Genomic DNA, 15,750 nt, shown 5'->3' on the forward strand with positions numbered 1-15,750 from the left:
CCTACTATCGAATAATATTAGGTATCGATTTTCGGCCGGACGACATTAGCTATCCACCGGTACAGCCGGTTTAGACGCTGACGACCCTTCCAAAAATTCGATCTCACCAGCCCGTCGAAAGGTGGGCTACGACTTGTCTATCTGAGAAGGGACTACCCCCGTGAGCATGGGAACCGTGAAGTGGTTTAACGCTACCAAGGGCTATGGCTTCATCCAGCCGGATGACGGCGGCAATGACGTGTTCGTACACATCAGCGCTGTCGAGCGTGCCGGCCTCGGAACGTTGCGTGAAGGCCAGAAGATCTCCTACGAAATCGTGGCAGATCGCCGCTCTGGCAAATCTTCGGCCGACAATCTGCGCGCCGCCGGATAAGGGATTTCTTCGGGCCTCGGCCGAGAAATCCAGTTCGAAAATTTGAAAAGGCCGCGCTGATGCGCGGCCTTTTTATTTGGCCGATGCGAGTGATTTGGCGATCGGCGAAGAACGCGCAGGCGTTGCGCCTTCGCCGAGCCCACGTAGTAAAGAGATCGTAACCCACGGCTGCTGAAATCGGTCACATCCGAGATCGGCCTGTTTTTCGGCAATCAGATTAAGGGGCACTTAGGGAGGCCAGGACTACGATCACGCGCTTTTGGATAGCCAAGGGGCGTTGTCGTGCCATTTCGTCTTAAGCAGTGTCTTTCCCGTTTCCGCCGCGATCAACGCGGCAATATCGCGATAATTTTCGGGATCGCGGCGATCCCCCTGATATCGGCCGTTGGTTCTGCGGTGGATTACTCGCTCGCGACCAGAATGAAGGCAAAACTGCAATCCGCGGCAGATGCCGCAAGCATTGCCGCGCTTGCGCAGAAGTCGCCTGGCTTTCTCGCGGCTTCGGTGATGTCTGGCAACGGCTCGGTAACCGCCGGCGTTACCGATGCCAATAATGTCTTTGACGCCAACATGAGCGGGATCACGGGCTACCACAACCTGGTTCGCACCAGCACCGTTACGAAGACCGGAATAAAACTGGCTGCCAGCGTCCAGTTCACTGCCGAGGTACCGGTGACCTTCATGAAAGTGCTTGGGTTTCAGAAGCTGACGGTAACAGGCATTTCAAGCTCGGCCGCCTCGCTGCCGCCGTACCTCGATTTTTATCTGACGCTGGACGTCTCGGGGTCGATGGGCCTTGCATCGACGGGCGCCGAGCAGACGCGGCTTGCCCAAGTCAACCCGGATAACTATCGCCAATATCCCACCGGCTGCGCCTTCGCCTGCCATTTTGCGCCGCAGAACAGCGCCTGCACCAATACCGGGACCCAGGCATACCCAACGAACAACTACTGTATGGGCTATGCGATCTCGCGCGTCAGCCAAAGCGGCTACAAGGGTCTTCTCTCGAACACGACAGTAAGTTCGACTTATCCTGCGGGCAAGAAGCTTTCAAATACGATGGCGGACGGCCTGCCGAATTCGTTGTATGCGGCCTTGCCGCCGGTTTCATCCTGCCCGACCGACGGTACCGACGCCTGCATCCAGTTGCGCCTCGACGCGGTCGGCTACGCCTTGACCGAGTTGTTCAAAACTGCGAACGACTCCAAGAAGGTTGACAACCAGTTCCGGATTGGCCTCTACCCGTTCATTCGGTATCTCTACGCCTATTTTCCGCTGACCAGCAGCATCAACGGCTCTCCCACCAGCCCCGGCACCATCAACTACGCGGCCGCAAACCTCGCCACGCAGCTTGATACAAATATAAATGCAAACCTTGGCTCCGGCGGCACGCATATCGGTGCCGCGCTTGAGTCGATCAATGCCAAAATCGGCACCGGCTCCGGCCCCGTCGGCGACGGCAGCACGCCGACCACCCCGCAGCCTTACGTCTTCCTCGTCACCGACGGCGCCCAAAACAACCAGGTGAAAGGCGTTCCCAACGGCTCCTGGTCCGGCAGCAACCGCGCTACCACGATTGATCTCCAGAACACCCTGACGACCGTTCCCTCCTGCGAAACCCTCAAGAGCCGCGGCATCATCGTTTCCGTGCTCTACATTCCCTATGAAAAGATCGATCCCGTGAATACGAGCTTTGCCGGCAATGAAGGCACCTATGCCAACAACAACATTCAGTATATTCCGGGCAGTCTAAAGAAATGCGCGTCGCCTGGCTTCTTCTACACCGCGAGCACGCCCAAAGAGATCGAGAAGGCGCTGGACGCCATGTTCAAGCACGCGCTGCAGACCGCACATATTACGCAATGACCTGGCAGCAGCGGCCGGCCATCAGTCTCCAATGGGGCTATTCGGCCGCGGGCCCTCGTCTTCGAACTCGGCAAAGACCACGTATGGCCCACCAGGCCGACGTTTTCTCTCGCGTTCTATCCCAGACGGCGAGCGCCCAGAACGATCACAATGAGATCGGTGGGTCCGTTCGGTAGCCAGCCCAGACAGGCGATAGATGGAGGAATTCCGGATTGCTTGGCGCGCGCATTAGACCCTGATCCGATCAAAACTGAAACGGGTCGGGATCTAATGTCTCTGTCTGAGCATGACTCCGGGCAAGCGCTTCGCGTTTGTCCCGAGGAAAACTGGCCTCCCCTTTTGCGCTAACTTCACTGTGTCATAAGCCCCTCGTGACGAGGAGCGCGGAACGCGCCTCTCCAACCATGCGGCCCGTCTGTGACCCACATCCTTCGAGACGTCCGCGGAGCCTGTCATCACTCCGCGAGCGCCTTGCGCTCGTCGCTGGGCGCGCATTCGCGCGAGCCGTTGGCGGGCTCCTCAGGATGAGGGGTTGAGCGGCTATGACGCGGTAAGACTAACGCGCCCCTTCTGGTCCGGATCATGCACAGCTCAAAGCCCCACGATGGCGTTGGGCAGAGGCCGCCTTGTGTCGGTCAGTGGAGAGTTGGACGTACGCGCTCAAAATGCAGTGCTGCTGTACGGAAGCGGCTTTCCGATGCACCGGATCAAACCCGCCCTTACCGCTGCCTGAACCAATGCAACCCACGAATACAGCGCCGGTCCTCCTCCAGGAGAAGGTCGCGGTGAACGCTACGAATTGCGAAGGTTGTCGCAGACTGCTGCCGTCATAGCTTCGGACAGTCGGGAGGGAGGGGATCCGAAGCGGATGCTCGATATTTAACGCAGAGTTCCAGGCGCGGACGCGTGAAGGCGGCATCGCTATAGGTAACACCTGTCGTCGCCAGCACATAACCGATGGCCGGCGTATACTTGTAGCTGACCTCGCTCCAGATCACGTATGTCCCCTTGGCCACGACGAGAGCTGGAGGCAACACTACAACGTCACCCTCATTATGAGGCGGCGTCGACGCGATCGTGACACCGCCTCCCGTATCGATCGTCAAACCCTTGCTCCACTGAACCCGAGCGACCCCCGTCGCGCTATCGACGTAAACTTCCGTGATCGAGGATACCAACGGCGACGCCGGGTAGGGTGTCATGATCGCCTTTGCCGCTTCGCCAAAACTGATGATATCGGCATCCACCACGCTCTTCATCTGAGAGGTCAGATCGGAAAGCGTTCGCGCCACCAGGGTAGCCTTGCGATCCACAGAAATGGCCGACGAAACCTCGACCACTCCGAAGAACATCACCACCATCAGCGGAAAGATCATGGCAAACTCGATCGCCGCGAGGCCGCTGCGATCATCCAACAAGCCGCGCACGCGAAGTGACACCTTCTGCATCTGGGATACCATCATCGTATCACGGCTCTACATGAAAAGCGGCGGTCGCAGCGAGCAGCCGCTGCCTGCCGTTGAGATTTGCGATGTCGTAGCCTAATCCCGTCACATACAGCGGCCATTTATAAAAAGCGCGAATGACGACGGTATTGGGAGAGCCGACTGCCGGCAGAGAATATGAGAAAGGTCCGGTCAGGTTTCCACCGACGACCGGAGCGGTAATCGTGATCGCGGTGCCCGGGGGAAAGACCTTCACATCCACATTAAGGTTGGCCAGATTGCCGCCGTCGCAATTAAACATCACCTTGATGCGATTGCAGAGGTCCGTCTTGAACGCAGTTTCGTCCATGCCGCTATCCTGGGCTTGATGCGTGAGCATCAGCCGCGCGCTTTGCTGCATTCCATGGTCCAGAAGCTGGCCTGCAAAAAAAATAATCGCCGTCTCGAGAATCGCAAACAGCATGCCGAAGAACAACGGCGCAATCAGCGCAAACTCGACGGCGGCCGAACCCCGGCGGTTGTGGCGAAATCGGTACAGTGCGTTTCTTACAGAGGCTGTTGCAGCAGCGGGTGACGACATCGAAAGATCCCAGACGGCAGCGATTATCCGCCTGCAAGAACTACCTGAAAGTGATTGTGGAAGTGTTTCGTCGAATCGAGGGAGAGCGGCCCCGCCCGCTAACCGGGCGTTAACAATGTTCTGAGCGAGATCGAATCGTGGACAGGATAATGTACCGGATGCGCCAACTGGAGCTTCGGTTCTGATTCAATCAGAACCGAAAATCAGTTTGCCGATTTAGCCCCAGCGCCACTGGCTTGACCGCTGAGAGAACCGGCCTGATCGATCGCCGCCTTGAAGTAGTTCTCGCCGTCGCCGAGGGTGACGCGGCGCTGGCAGATCGGCATGCAGCTATAGGATTCGCGCTCGACGCCGCGATAGACGGTGACGAGCTGATCGGTCGGGCCTTCGACCTGAATCTGACGATCGACCAGCACGTCGCCGTTGCGGTCCATGGCGATGAAATTGGTCGCGCCGTAGCCCTTGCCGGTGACGACGACGATGCCGCCGCTCTGCAGCGTGACGTCCGCAATCAGCGGATTTCCGACCACGATGGTGGAGACCTTGGCGGGAAGCTTCACGAGCTTCGCCTGATCGACATAGACGGCGATACGGTCGGGATCGGGCGAGGCCAGGCCGACGGCCGGCCACAGCAGGATTCCTGCAGCGAGGGAACGCAATCCAAAACGCGCACGTGCGCGAATACGCGGGAACTTGAACGACATACTTTACCCCGGGGCATCAACAAGCCGGCGATGGCGATACGCAGCGGAACCGGCGCCCGACACGGACGAATCTGACGACAATTCATGAACAAAGGGCAAATAGACCCTGAAATGGGGCAAGAAATCCGCCGCCGGCCTATTTGCGGAATGGGTAAGCCAGTTGCCCAATCATCTCGCGCGGGAACGAGGACTGATCTTCCACGCCGTACTGCTCCGGCAGGCGATCCGAGGGCATCCGGAAGGTTCCGAACAGGATGTCCCAGAGGGGAAAGGTGCCCGCGAAATTGCTGTCGCCGCCTTCTTCGCGCGCGGTGTGGTGCCAACGGTGAAACACCGGCGTTGCCACAACGTACTTGAACGGTCCGAGGGTCCAGTTGAGGTTGGCGTGAACGAACGCCGAAAGGAACATGTTGAACGGGCCGAGCCAGAGCATCACGCCCGGCGAAATGCCGGCCATCAGCAGCGCGACGTCGACCCCGATGGTACCTAGCAGCAGGTTGACGGGGTGAAAGCGCGCCGCCGAGATCCAGTCGACATCCTCCGACGAATGGTGAATGGCGTGGTATTTCCAGAACCCGCCGCCATGAAACATGCGGTGCAGCCAGTACATCATGAAATCGGTTGCGACCAGAAACAGGATCGCCTGCAGCCACAACGGCAGCCTCGACAACGGGCCGTGGCCGTTGTCGTAGAAGGCGATCAGCTCGTCGGCGTCGCGAATTCCGAACACCAGCGCGGCGCCGAGCACCAACAGGGCGATGCGGAACACGCGCAAGAACAGCGGCACCAGGAACCAGTAGCAGATGTCGGTGACGAGTTCGCGCTTGCGCCACCAGGGCTTACCGGGATTGCATGCCCAGAAATGCGAAAGCACCGAGAACAATAGCGCCAGCGCGATCGTGACCGGCACCACCTTGGCCAGGGTCTGGCCCAGCATCTCGACGACTTCGATCGGCAGGTTCATCCGGCCCGCGTACCAGAATCCCAGCTCGCCCGCCAGTTGGCGTCCCCAAAAGATCGGCCGGATCAGTTGGCCGTGCGAACGTGCAGCACCGCATTCTCATCGGCGTAGGCGCGCCGCCAGCCGCCAATATGATCGAGCAGGCCGACCGCAGGCGTAGACGGCGTCAGCAGCACCGCGTCGATATCCCAGCTCTTGAGAATGTCGAGAAACTGGTTGACGTCCTTGAGCTTGAGCGCACGGTAATAGGCCATTTCGAACGCTTCGCCGTAGAGCTCGGCGCGCCCGTCGACGAACACGGGCGTCTGCCGCCAGATCAGATAGCCGCCGAACGGAAGGTCATTGAGAACCCGCTTCGGATTATGCGCCTTCAGCGCATCGACGGCCGCGGAAGGCGACTGCCTTTCGGGCGGTGCAAACGTGGTGTTGGCCGCGAGCAGCCATGTCCAGCCGCCGAGCAGGACCATTACTGCCGCTATCACAGCCGTCGGGGCGCGGGTGCGGGCAGACCAGGCCGGCCGCAGCGCGAACTGCGACGCCACCGGCGCGAGTACCACGATCGGCAGCAGCAATGCGAAGATCTCGAAGTTCCTGACATGCGACAACGCCATGTGCAAAAGGCCCAGCACCAGCGCGATCCGCGGCGGGGAAAGCTTGACGCCGCCGTGAAGTGCGCCGGCGATCAGCGTGAGGATCGCCATCTCGAACGCGCCGAACTTGCTGAAGTCCGCCGGCGTCCATTCAGAGATCAGATGCAGGAGTTCGCCGAGATCGAGAATCTTGCGTGCGGCGAGGATCGATCCCCACCCGTAAGGCGTGGCGCAGCAGGCCGCCAGCGCGCCGATGCCGAACGCAGCCCAGCGCAGCACCAGCTGTTTTTGCTGCGTCCGATCGGCATTCCACAGCGCATCCAGCGCGAACGCGCCGACCAGCACCAGGCCAAACACGAATCCGCCGTGCAGGTTCGCCCACACCGCGATCAACGAGAGCAGCCATGGCGACGGCGCCTGGCCGCGCTCGCTCGCCGACATAAGGCCGTTTGCCCACGCAAGCATGATCGGCAGCGCCAGCACATGCGGCCGCGCCAGAAAATGCTCCATCGAAAGCGCCGACGCCGCCATCGCGAAGGTGACGGCATGGACCGCGGGGATGCGGCGGCCGAGAATATGAGCGAGCAGTGCGAAGGTTGCGGCGATGCAGCTCGAGGCGAGAACCACCGGCCCGGTCCAGCCCGCCAGATTATAGCTTGCCGCATACAGCACCTGCGCCAGCCAGGACGACGATGTCCATGGCTCTCCGGCCTTGGTGAAGGAATAGCTGTCGGTGCGCGGCAAGGCGTGGTGATCGAGGATCCACTGGCCCACGGTGATCTGCCAGTAGGTATCGGAATCGTTCAGCAACATGCCGCCATTGCTCAATAGCAGCGCGTAGACACCGATGCCGATCCATAGCCATGCAGGTACCTGGCCGAGGATGGTAGACTTCTCATTGGTAGCCGCCGCAGTAATTGTATTCATGCCATCAGCCCGCAAGAGACCGGCACGAAGAACCAGCAACAGAGGTCGGTGATGAACTCGCGCCTGCGCCACCAGGGCTTGCCGGGATTGCAGGCCCAGAAATGCGAGAGTACCGCGAACACGAGGGTGAGCGCGATCGTGACTGGAACGTCGTCTCGTCTACCACCTTGATGACTTCCATTGGCAAACCGGTCATGACGGCCTCGTTCGATCGTGGAGCACAAAGGGTATCCGCTCGCGCTTAAGGGGCCGTGAATCAAAGGAGTCGCCCGACACTGCACGATCGCGACGAACGACCCCGCAGTCGCAGCTTGCATTTTATCGAACGCCTTAATGCAGTGTTTACTGTGCTCAAGAACTGCAAGTTCCAAGCATTTTTGCACGGTTGAATTAACTGCGCCGAAATTGTCGCACCCTAGGGTGACGCCATGGTCACGGTGCTGAGAACGCCGGCGAGACCAAACTGAAGTCCGACCAGCCACGTGTCTACACAGGAGCTATCATCTATGAAGAATCTCGTTTCGCGTTTCGTGAAGGATGAGTCCGGCGCCACCGCCATCGAATACGGTCTGATCGCCGCAGGCATCTCGGTCGCGATCATCACCGCCGTCAACGGCATCGGCGGCAAGCTGAGCACGTCCTTCGGTAAGATCTCGACCGACCTGAAAACTACTCCTTAAGCGACGGTTGCGAGCAAGCGTCAAAAGGCCCCGGCAAGCCGGGGCCTTTATTCGTTTTGGCAAGGCGCGCGCTGGATTAGCAAGCCGCCGCCAGATGTGGCGCGAGCCGCTACATTCCCTCGTTTCCCGATTGTTCATTTCTCGTGGCTAGGCTCGGCCAGAGCCTGGACCCCCGGGTTAACCGCAGCGTGTGTGAAAACTTATGATTCTCGATACCGCCCGCCTCCTGCTGTTTCCGGCCCTGATGGCGTTCGTAGCCGCGAGCGACCTCTTAACCATGACGATTTCGAACCGGGTGTCGCTGGCACTGATCGCCGGCTTTGTGACGCTTGCAGTGCTGGGCGGCATGGGCCTGCACGACATGCTCATGCATTTCGCCGCCGGCGCCGCCGTTCTGGTGGTGGCCTTTGCCTGCTTCGCGAGGGGGTGGGTCGGCGGCGGCGACGCCAAGATCGCGGCCAGCGTGGCGCTCTGGTTCGGCTTCGACCAGCTTCTGAATTTTCTGGTCCACGCCTCGCTGTTCGGCGGGGCACTGACGCTGTTGCTGCTGCAATTCCGGCAGTGGCCGCTGCCCTATCCGCTTTCGGGACAGGCCTGGCTGAACCGGCTGCACGACAACCAGAGCGGAATCCCCTACGGCATCGCGCTCGCCTTCGGCGCGCTGATCGTCTATCCGGAGACCGCATGGATCAAGGCGATCGACCTTCACCTCGCCATGCGCTGATCCATCACCGCTAACTTTCCGTTAAGGCAATTTACACACGCCTCATTAACCATGCTTTGACGAATAGCTGGTCAACTCCCATCACGGCGGCGGAAGCGTCGCGGCGTAATGTGGAAAGTGAAGCGTAATGAATACCGCACGCATTGTGGTCCTGGCTATCGCCATCGGCGCCGGCGGCATTGCTGCATATCTCGCCAGCGGGTCCGGCGACACACCAGCGCCGGTCCAGCCGGTCGCGCAGATGCAGACCGTCGATATTCTCGTCGCCAAATCGGATATTGGCCTCGGCCAGTCGGTCAAGCCGGACGATCTGCAATGGCAGACCTGGCCGGCCTCGACTGCCAGCAACTTCATCAGCCGCGCCAGCAGGACCGACGCCGTCAAGGAGATCACCGGCTCGATCGCGCGCGCGCCGTTCATCGCGGGTGAGCCGATTCGCGAGCAGAAGTTGGTGAGGGCCGACGGCTCCGGCTTCATGGCGGCGATCCTGCCCGCCGGCTTCCGGGCCATTTCCACCGAAATTTCGCCGGAAACCGGCGCCGGCGGCTTCATCCTGCCGAACGACCGCGTCGACGTGATTCTTACCAAGCGCGCGAAGAACCCGGACGGCAGCGGCCCGGATATATCCAATTCGGAGATCATCCTCAGCAATGTTCGCGTTCTGGCTATCGACCAAGCACCGAAGGAGAAAGAAGGCACCAGCGCGCTGGTCGGCAGGACCGTCACCCTCGAACTGAAGCCCGACCAGGCCGAGACGCTGGCGCGATCGCGCCAGAACGGCACTCTGACGCTGGCGCTGCGCAGCATCGCTGACATCAACGCAGCCCCGGACGATCAACAACTCAACAAGCGCGGCGAAAGCCTCAACGTCATTCGCTACGGCGTTGCCAGCCAGCAGACGATGCAGAAGTGACCGAAAGGACGCACGATATGAAGTGCAGGGAAATTCAGCCGATGATGCGAACGTTCATCGTCCGCGCCCTGTCGTTTTCGGCCATGGCTGCTCTCACGCTCAATCCGGCGCTGACGCAGGTATTGGCGAGTGACTATCGCGTCGCGCCGATGCCCTCCGACGGGCAGATGAACGCGCGTTTCGTTTCGCTCGGGATCGGCAAATCCATCGTGATCGACCTGCCGCGCGAGATCAAGGACGTGCTGGTTGCCGATCCGAAGATCGCCAACGCCGTGGTGCGTTCGACCCAGCGCGCCTATATCATCGGCGCCGCGGTCGGCCAGACCAATATCGTTTTCTTCGATTCCACCGGTGCACAGATTGCGGCCTATGACATCGCGGTCAAGCGCGACCTCAACGGCGTGCGCGCCGCGCTGAAACAGTCGATGCCGAATTCGGAGATCCTGATCGATGGTGTCGGTGACGGCGTCATATTGAGCGGCACCGCGGCAAGCCCGATCGAGGCGCAACAGGCCGCCGATATCGCCGCCCGCCTCGTGGGCGGCACCGAAAAGATTGTCAATTCGATTGTCGTCCGCGGCCGCGACCAGGTGATGTTGAAAGTCACGCTCGCAGAAGTCCAGCGCTCGATCATCAAGCAGCTCGGCATCGATCTCAGTGCCAGCATGACCTACGGCACATCCGTTGTTACCTTCAACAACAACAATCCGTTCTCCGCAAACAGTGCGCCGCTCGTCCCCGGCAACGCCCTAACCGGGAGTTTCGGCTCGACGCCATCCGTGCAGGCGACGCTGCGCGCGATGGAAAGCGCCGGCGTGGTGCGGACCCTTGCCGAGCCCAACCTCACGGCTATTTCCGGCGAGTCCGCAACCTTTATCTCCGGCGGCGAATTTCCAATTCCGACCGGCGTGACCTGCCAACCCACAACGGGCGGTGGCATCGGACAATGCGTCCAGACAGTCAGCTTCAAGAAATTCGGCATCTCCCTCAACTTTACGCCGGTCGTGCTGACGGAGGGACGGATCAGCCTTCGGGTGATGACCGAAGTGTCGGAGGTCTCGACCGAAAACGCTCTAACCGGCGGTGCCGGTGGAACGACGATCCCCTCGATCAAGACCCGCCGCGCCGAGACGACATTGGAAATTCCGTCCGGCGGCGCGATGGCGATGGCCGGCCTGATCCAGGAACAGACCAAGCAGGCGATCAACGGTCTGCCGGGTCTGGCGCAACTGCCGGTTCTCGGCACGCTGTTTCGCAGCCGCGACTTCGTCAACAGCCAGAGCGAACTGATGGTTCTCGTCACGCCCTACGTGGTGCGTGCGGTTGCGCAGAAAGACCTGTCGCGTCCCGATGACGGCTTTGCCAGCGCCTCGGACCCACAGGCCGACCTGCTCGGCAGCATCAATCGCATCTACGGCGTTCCGGGCCGCGTCGAGAAGGCGCGGAATTATCGCGGCACCTACGGCTTTATTACGGACTGAGGCGGGATGATGACAGCACAGAGCACAAAATTCGCCGATCGCAAGCGCGCGCTCCGCCTGACCGCAGCGCTGATCGGTGTTTCCGTCGCGCTCGGCGCCTGCAAGCATGCCGTCGTCGATCCCGTGACGACGGCCGGCGTGCCCGACGATTACCGCCAGCGCCATCCGATCGCGGTCCAGGAAGCCGACCGCTCGATCGTGGTTTTCGTCGGTCGCGGACGCGGCGGCTTGTCCGCCCCTCAGCGTGCCGACGTCATGGGCCTGGCCCAGGACTGGCTTCGCGAAGGCACCGGCGTCATCAGCGTCGACGTGCCCGTCAATACGCCGAACGCGCGGGCGGCCGAGGATTCACTGCGCGAGATCCGGGCGACCTTTGCAGCTGCGGGCGTGCCTCCGCGCGCGATCAATGTCCGTCAGTACCACCCGGAAGATCCCAGGCATATGGCCGCGATCCGCCTCAACTATCCGAAGATCTCGGCCGTGGCCGGGCCGTGCGGGCTGTGGCCAGAGGATCTCGGACCGTCGATCCACAACAAGGGCTATTTCGACAACAAACAGTACTACAATTTCGGCTGCTCCAACCAGCGTAACCTGGCGGCGATGGTCGACAATCCGTCTGATCTCGTGCAGCCGCGTTCCGAAACCCCAGCCTATACGCCTCGCCGTAGCGTTGCCTTCGAGAAATATCGCAAGGGCACGACCACCGCGACCACCTATCCCGAGAGCGACAGGGCCAAACTCAGCGATACCGGCAAATGATCACTTACTCGCGCCAGAATACAGAACCGCAGCCGGACATCACGGCGCCGTCGACCGAGGACCACATCGCACCGGCGCCACGGGTGTCAGTGCAGGCGTTCTGCGAGACGGTGGAAACCGCGGCCGCCGTGCAGTCGGCGGGCGAAGATCGCCGGCTCGGCAAGGCTCATCTCAAGATCCAGATGGGCGGCATGGCCGCGGCTATCGAGGCTTACCGCTCGGCCCCGACCCCGAACGTCATCATCCTGGAGACCGAGGGCCGCAACGACATTCTCCTCGGGCTCGACCAGCTCGCCACCGTCTGCGACGCCGGAACACGCGTGATCGTGATCGGGCGCATCAACGACGTGATGCTCTATCGCGAACTGGTCCGCCGCGGCGTCAGCGATTACGTCATCGCGCCGGTCGGCGCCATCGACGTCGTGCGCTCGGTCTGCAACCTGTTCTCCTCGCCGGAAGCCAAGGCCGTCGGCCGCATCATCGCCGTCGTCGGAGCCAAGGGCGGCGTCGGTGCGTCCACCGTCGCCCACAACGTCGCCTGGGCGATCGCGCGCGACCTGTCGCTCGACTCCGTGGTCGCCGATCTCGACCTCGCTTTCGGCACCGCCGGCCTCGACTACAATCAAGACCCGCCGCAGGGTATCGCGGATGCGGTATTCTCTCCCGACCGGGTCGATACCGCGTTCCTCGACCGCCTGCTGTCGAAATGCACGGACCATCTCAGCCTGCTGGCAGCGCCGGCAACGCTCGACCGGGTCTACGATTTCGGCGCGGAAGCCTTCGATTCGATCTTCGATACGCTTCGCACCACGATGCCCTGCATCGTGCTCGACGTTCCACATCAATGGTCGGGATGGACCAAGCGCGCCTTGATCGCGGCCGACGACATCCTGATCGTCGCCGCGCCTGATCTCGCCAACCTGCGCAACACCAAGAATATCTTCGACCTCCTGAAGGCATCGCGGCCGAACGATCGTGCGCCGCTCTACTGCCTCAATCAGGTCGGCATCCCGAAGCGGCCGGAGATCCCCGCCGCCGAGTTCGCCAAGGCAATCGAAAACCACCCGATCGCCACGATCCCGTTCGAGCCGCAAATCTTCGGCGCGGCTGCCAACAACGGCCAGATGATTGCGGAGATCTCCGCAACTCATCGCACCACCGAGATGTTCCTGCAGATTGCGCAGCGGCTCACCGGCCGCGGCGAGACCAAGAAGAAGAGTTCGTTGCTGTCGCCTTTGATCGAGAAGTTGCGGGCCAAGAAGTAAACAGCCCGCGTGGAGTGCCATCGTGTTCGGTAAGCGTAGCGGAAATGATAGTGATACGCGGGTACTCAAGCCCGCCATTCAGGCGCCGGAGCCGGTCTCCAGCGCCGCAGCCGCGCCGCGCGAGATCGCGGCGCCGGCGGTGGCCTCGCCGCCACTCGCCCCCGCAAAGCAGCAGCCCGCGGCCACCACGGAGGCGGCGCGGCGCTCCGACAACTACTACCAGGTCAAGGCGACAATCTTCGGCGCGCTGATCGAGGCGATCGATCTTGCCCAACTCGCCAAGCTCGACGGCGAGTCCGCGCGCGAGGAAATCCGCGACATCGTCAACGAGATCATCGCGATCAAAAACATCGTGATGTCGATCGCCGAGCAGGAAGAGCTGCTCGACGACATCTGCAACGACGTGCTCGGCTACGGCCCGCTCGAGCCACTATTGTCGCGCGACGACATCGCCGACATCATGGTCAACGGCGCCGGTACGGTGTTCATCGAAGTCGCCGGCAAGATCCAGAAGACCGGCATCCGCTTCCGCGACAATCAGCAGCTCCTCAACATCTGCCAGCGCATCGTCAGCCAGGTCGGCCGGCGCGTCGACGAATCCTCGCCGATCTGCGACGCCCGCCTCGCCGACGGCTCCCGCGTCAATGCCATCGTTCCGCCGCTGGCGATCGACGGGCCTGCCCTCACCATTCGTAAATTCAAGAAGGACAAGCTGACGCTCGACCAACTGGTCAAGTTCGGCGCGATATCACCGGAAGGCGCGACGATCCTGCAAATCATCGGCCGTGTCCGCTGCAACGTGCTGATCTCGGGCGGTACCGGCTCCGGCAAGACCACGCTGCTGAACTGCCTGACGCAGTTCATCGAGCATGACGAGCGCGTCATCACCTGCGAAGACGCCGCCGAGCTTCAACTGCAGCAGCCTCACGTGGTGCGGCTGGAAACCCGTCCGCCCAACATCGAGGGCGAAGGCCAGATCACGATGCGCGAGCTGGTCCGCAATTGCCTGCGTATGCGTCCCGAACGCATCATCGTCGGCGAAGTCCGCGGACCCGAGGCGTTCGACCTCCTGCAGGCGATGAACACCGGCCACGACGGCTCGATGGGAACGCTGCACGCCAACAACCCGCGCGAAGCCATGTCACGCTGCGAATCGATGATCACGATGGGCGGCTTCTCGCTGCCCTCGCGCACCATCCGCGAGATGATCTGCGCTTCGATCGACGTCATCGTGCAGGCCGCGCGCCTTCGCGACGGCTCGCGCCGCATCACCCATATCACCGAGGTGATGGGCATGGAAGGCGACACCATCATCACCCAGGACCTGTTCGTCTACGAATTGCTCGGCGAAGACGCGAACGGCAAGATCATCGGGCGTCACCGCTCGACCGGCATCGGCCGTCCGAAGTTCTGGGATCGCGCGCGATATTACAACGAAGAGAAGCGGCTTGCGGCGGCGCTCGATGCCGCCGAAGTCGTCGACCAGACATGAGGAAGCGATGAGCATGCAAGCGCTCGCACTGGCGTTTCTTGCCGCCACCACCATCGGCGGCCTGGCATGGGTGTTCATCTATCCGGCGCTGTCGGGCGAGAAGAAGGCCGAATCGCGCCGCGCCTCGATCGCCCGTTCCGATGCGCCGGCGCGGCAGGCCGAGAAAAGCCAGCGCTCGCGCCGCGAGCAGGTCGAGGGATCGCTCAAGGAGCTCGACGCCCGGCGCAAGAAGGAGAAGTCCGTTCCGCTTTCGACCCGCCTCGCCCAGGCCGGCTTGGGATCCTGGACGCCTCAGAAATTCTGGATCGTTTCCGGCATCCTCGCGGCGGTGGGCTTCGTGGTCGCATTCATCGTCGGCGGCTCGCTGTTGGGCGCCGCCGTGATGGCATTCGGCACCGGCCTCGGCCTGCCACGCTGGCTCTTGAGCTACCTCAAGAAGCGCCGCGAGAAGGCGTTTCTGAAAGCGCTTCCCGACGCCGTCGACGTCATCGTGCGCGGCATCAAGGCCGGTCTGCCGCTGTTCGAATCGATCAAGGTGGTCGCAGCCGACTCGCCGGAGCCGCTCAAGAGCGAGTTCAACGCCATCATCGAAACCCAGACCATCGGCATGCCGCTCGGCGACGCCTGCGCGCGGCTGTATGAGCGGATGCCGTTGCCGGAGGCGAACTTCTTCGGCATCGTGATTGCGATCCAGCAGAAGTCCGGCGGTAACCTGTCGGAAGCGCTCGGCAACCTCTCCAAGGTTCTGCGCGATCGCAAGAAGATGGCGGAGAAGATTCAGGCGATGTCGATGGAAGCCAAGGCCTCCGCTGGCATCATCGGCTCGTTGCCGCCGGCCGTGATGGTCCTGGTGTGGATCTCGACGCCCGACTATATCGCGCTGCTTTGGACCACCCATCTCGGCCAGTTCATGCTGCTATGCTGCGCAGCCTGGATGACGATGGGCGTCCTGGTGATGAAGAAAATGATCAACTTTGACTTCTGACGGTG

The 15,750-nt window shown here is 61.6% G+C and carries 15 protein-coding genes; 10 read left to right on the top strand and 5 right to left on the bottom strand.

The window, feature by feature from the left end; genetic code table 11:
* Window positions 1-160: 160 nt before the first annotated feature.
* Complete coding sequence (locus CQ13_RS00435; protein ID WP_002714433.1) at window positions 161-373, top strand: cold-shock protein; 213 nt, start codon at window positions 161-163, stop codon at window positions 371-373.
* Window positions 374-655: 282 nt separating this feature from the next.
* Complete coding sequence (locus CQ13_RS00440; RefSeq protein WP_057841061.1) at window positions 656-2,239, top strand: pilus assembly protein TadG-related protein; 1,584 nt, start codon at window positions 656-658, stop codon at window positions 2,237-2,239.
* Window positions 2,240-3,066: 827 nt separating this feature from the next.
* Here CQ13_RS00440 and CQ13_RS00445 read toward each other — a convergent pair.
* From CQ13_RS00445 to CQ13_RS00465, 5 genes are all read right to left on the bottom strand, one after another.
* Window positions 3,067-3,687: a TadE/TadG family type IV pilus assembly protein gene (locus tag CQ13_RS00445; RefSeq protein WP_245308965.1), complete on the bottom strand. Its 621-nt coding sequence runs from the start codon at window positions 3,685-3,687 to the stop codon at window positions 3,067-3,069.
* Between the two features lie 19 nt (window positions 3,688-3,706).
* The gene (locus tag CQ13_RS00450) at window positions 3,707-4,264 is read right to left on the bottom strand and encodes a TadE/TadG family type IV pilus assembly protein (protein ID WP_057841063.1); all 558 of its coding nucleotides are present in this window, start codon (window positions 4,262-4,264) and stop codon (window positions 3,707-3,709) included.
* A 203-nt stretch (window positions 4,265-4,467) separates the two neighbouring features.
* Window positions 4,468-4,968, bottom strand: a complete 501-nt coding sequence (locus CQ13_RS00455) for a pilus assembly protein N-terminal domain-containing protein (protein WP_057841064.1) — start codon at window positions 4,966-4,968, stop codon at window positions 4,468-4,470.
* A 136-nt stretch (window positions 4,969-5,104) separates the two neighbouring features.
* Window positions 5,105-5,932, bottom strand: coding sequence for a sterol desaturase family protein (locus tag CQ13_RS00460; RefSeq protein ID WP_057841065.1), 828 nt, complete (start codon window positions 5,930-5,932; stop codon window positions 5,105-5,107).
* A gap of 62 nt (window positions 5,933-5,994) precedes the next feature.
* The gene (locus CQ13_RS00465) at window positions 5,995-7,446 is read right to left on the bottom strand and encodes a hypothetical protein (protein ID WP_057841066.1); all 1,452 of its coding nucleotides are present in this window, start codon (window positions 7,444-7,446) and stop codon (window positions 5,995-5,997) included.
* A 506-nt stretch (window positions 7,447-7,952) separates the two neighbouring features.
* On the opposite strand from CQ13_RS00465, the gene CQ13_RS40090 reads away from it, so the two are divergent.
* From CQ13_RS40090 to CQ13_RS00500, 8 genes are all read left to right on the top strand, one after another.
* The gene (locus CQ13_RS40090) at window positions 7,953-8,126 is read left to right on the top strand and encodes a Flp family type IVb pilin (protein WP_063800013.1); all 174 of its coding nucleotides are present in this window, start codon (window positions 7,953-7,955) and stop codon (window positions 8,124-8,126) included.
* A 202-nt stretch (window positions 8,127-8,328) separates the two neighbouring features.
* Window positions 8,329-8,850, top strand: coding sequence for an A24 family peptidase (locus CQ13_RS00470; RefSeq protein ID WP_057841067.1), 522 nt, complete (start codon window positions 8,329-8,331; stop codon window positions 8,848-8,850).
* Between the two features lie 127 nt (window positions 8,851-8,977).
* Entirely contained in the window at window positions 8,978-9,763 is a 786-nt protein-coding gene (gene cpaB, locus CQ13_RS00475) for a Flp pilus assembly protein CpaB (protein ID WP_057841068.1), read from the top strand.
* 17 nt (window positions 9,764-9,780) lie between these two features.
* Window positions 9,781-11,244, top strand: coding sequence for a type II and III secretion system protein family protein (locus CQ13_RS00480; RefSeq protein ID WP_057841395.1), 1,464 nt, complete (start codon window positions 9,781-9,783; stop codon window positions 11,242-11,244).
* 9 nt (window positions 11,245-11,253) lie between these two features.
* Window positions 11,254-12,003: a CpaD family pilus assembly protein gene (locus CQ13_RS00485; protein ID WP_057841396.1), complete on the top strand. Its 750-nt coding sequence runs from the start codon at window positions 11,254-11,256 to the stop codon at window positions 12,001-12,003.
* Window positions 12,000-13,268, top strand: coding sequence for a CpaE/TadZ family protein (locus CQ13_RS00490; RefSeq protein ID WP_057841069.1), 1,269 nt, complete (start codon window positions 12,000-12,002; stop codon window positions 13,266-13,268). Before CQ13_RS00485 ends, CQ13_RS00490 begins: the two co-directional genes overlap by 4 nt.
* 22 nt (window positions 13,269-13,290) lie before the next feature.
* Window positions 13,291-14,760: a TadA family conjugal transfer-associated ATPase gene (locus tag CQ13_RS00495; RefSeq protein ID WP_057841070.1), complete on the top strand. Its 1,470-nt coding sequence runs from the start codon at window positions 13,291-13,293 to the stop codon at window positions 14,758-14,760.
* A gap of 7 nt (window positions 14,761-14,767) precedes the next feature.
* Complete coding sequence (locus tag CQ13_RS00500) at window positions 14,768-15,745, top strand: type II secretion system F family protein (RefSeq protein WP_057841397.1); 978 nt, start codon at window positions 14,768-14,770, stop codon at window positions 15,743-15,745.
* Window positions 15,746-15,750: the final 5 nt, after the last annotated feature.

The organism is Bradyrhizobium retamae (genome assembly GCF_001440415.1).
GTDB classification, from domain to species: Bacteria; Pseudomonadota; Alphaproteobacteria; order Rhizobiales; family Xanthobacteraceae; genus Bradyrhizobium; species Bradyrhizobium retamae.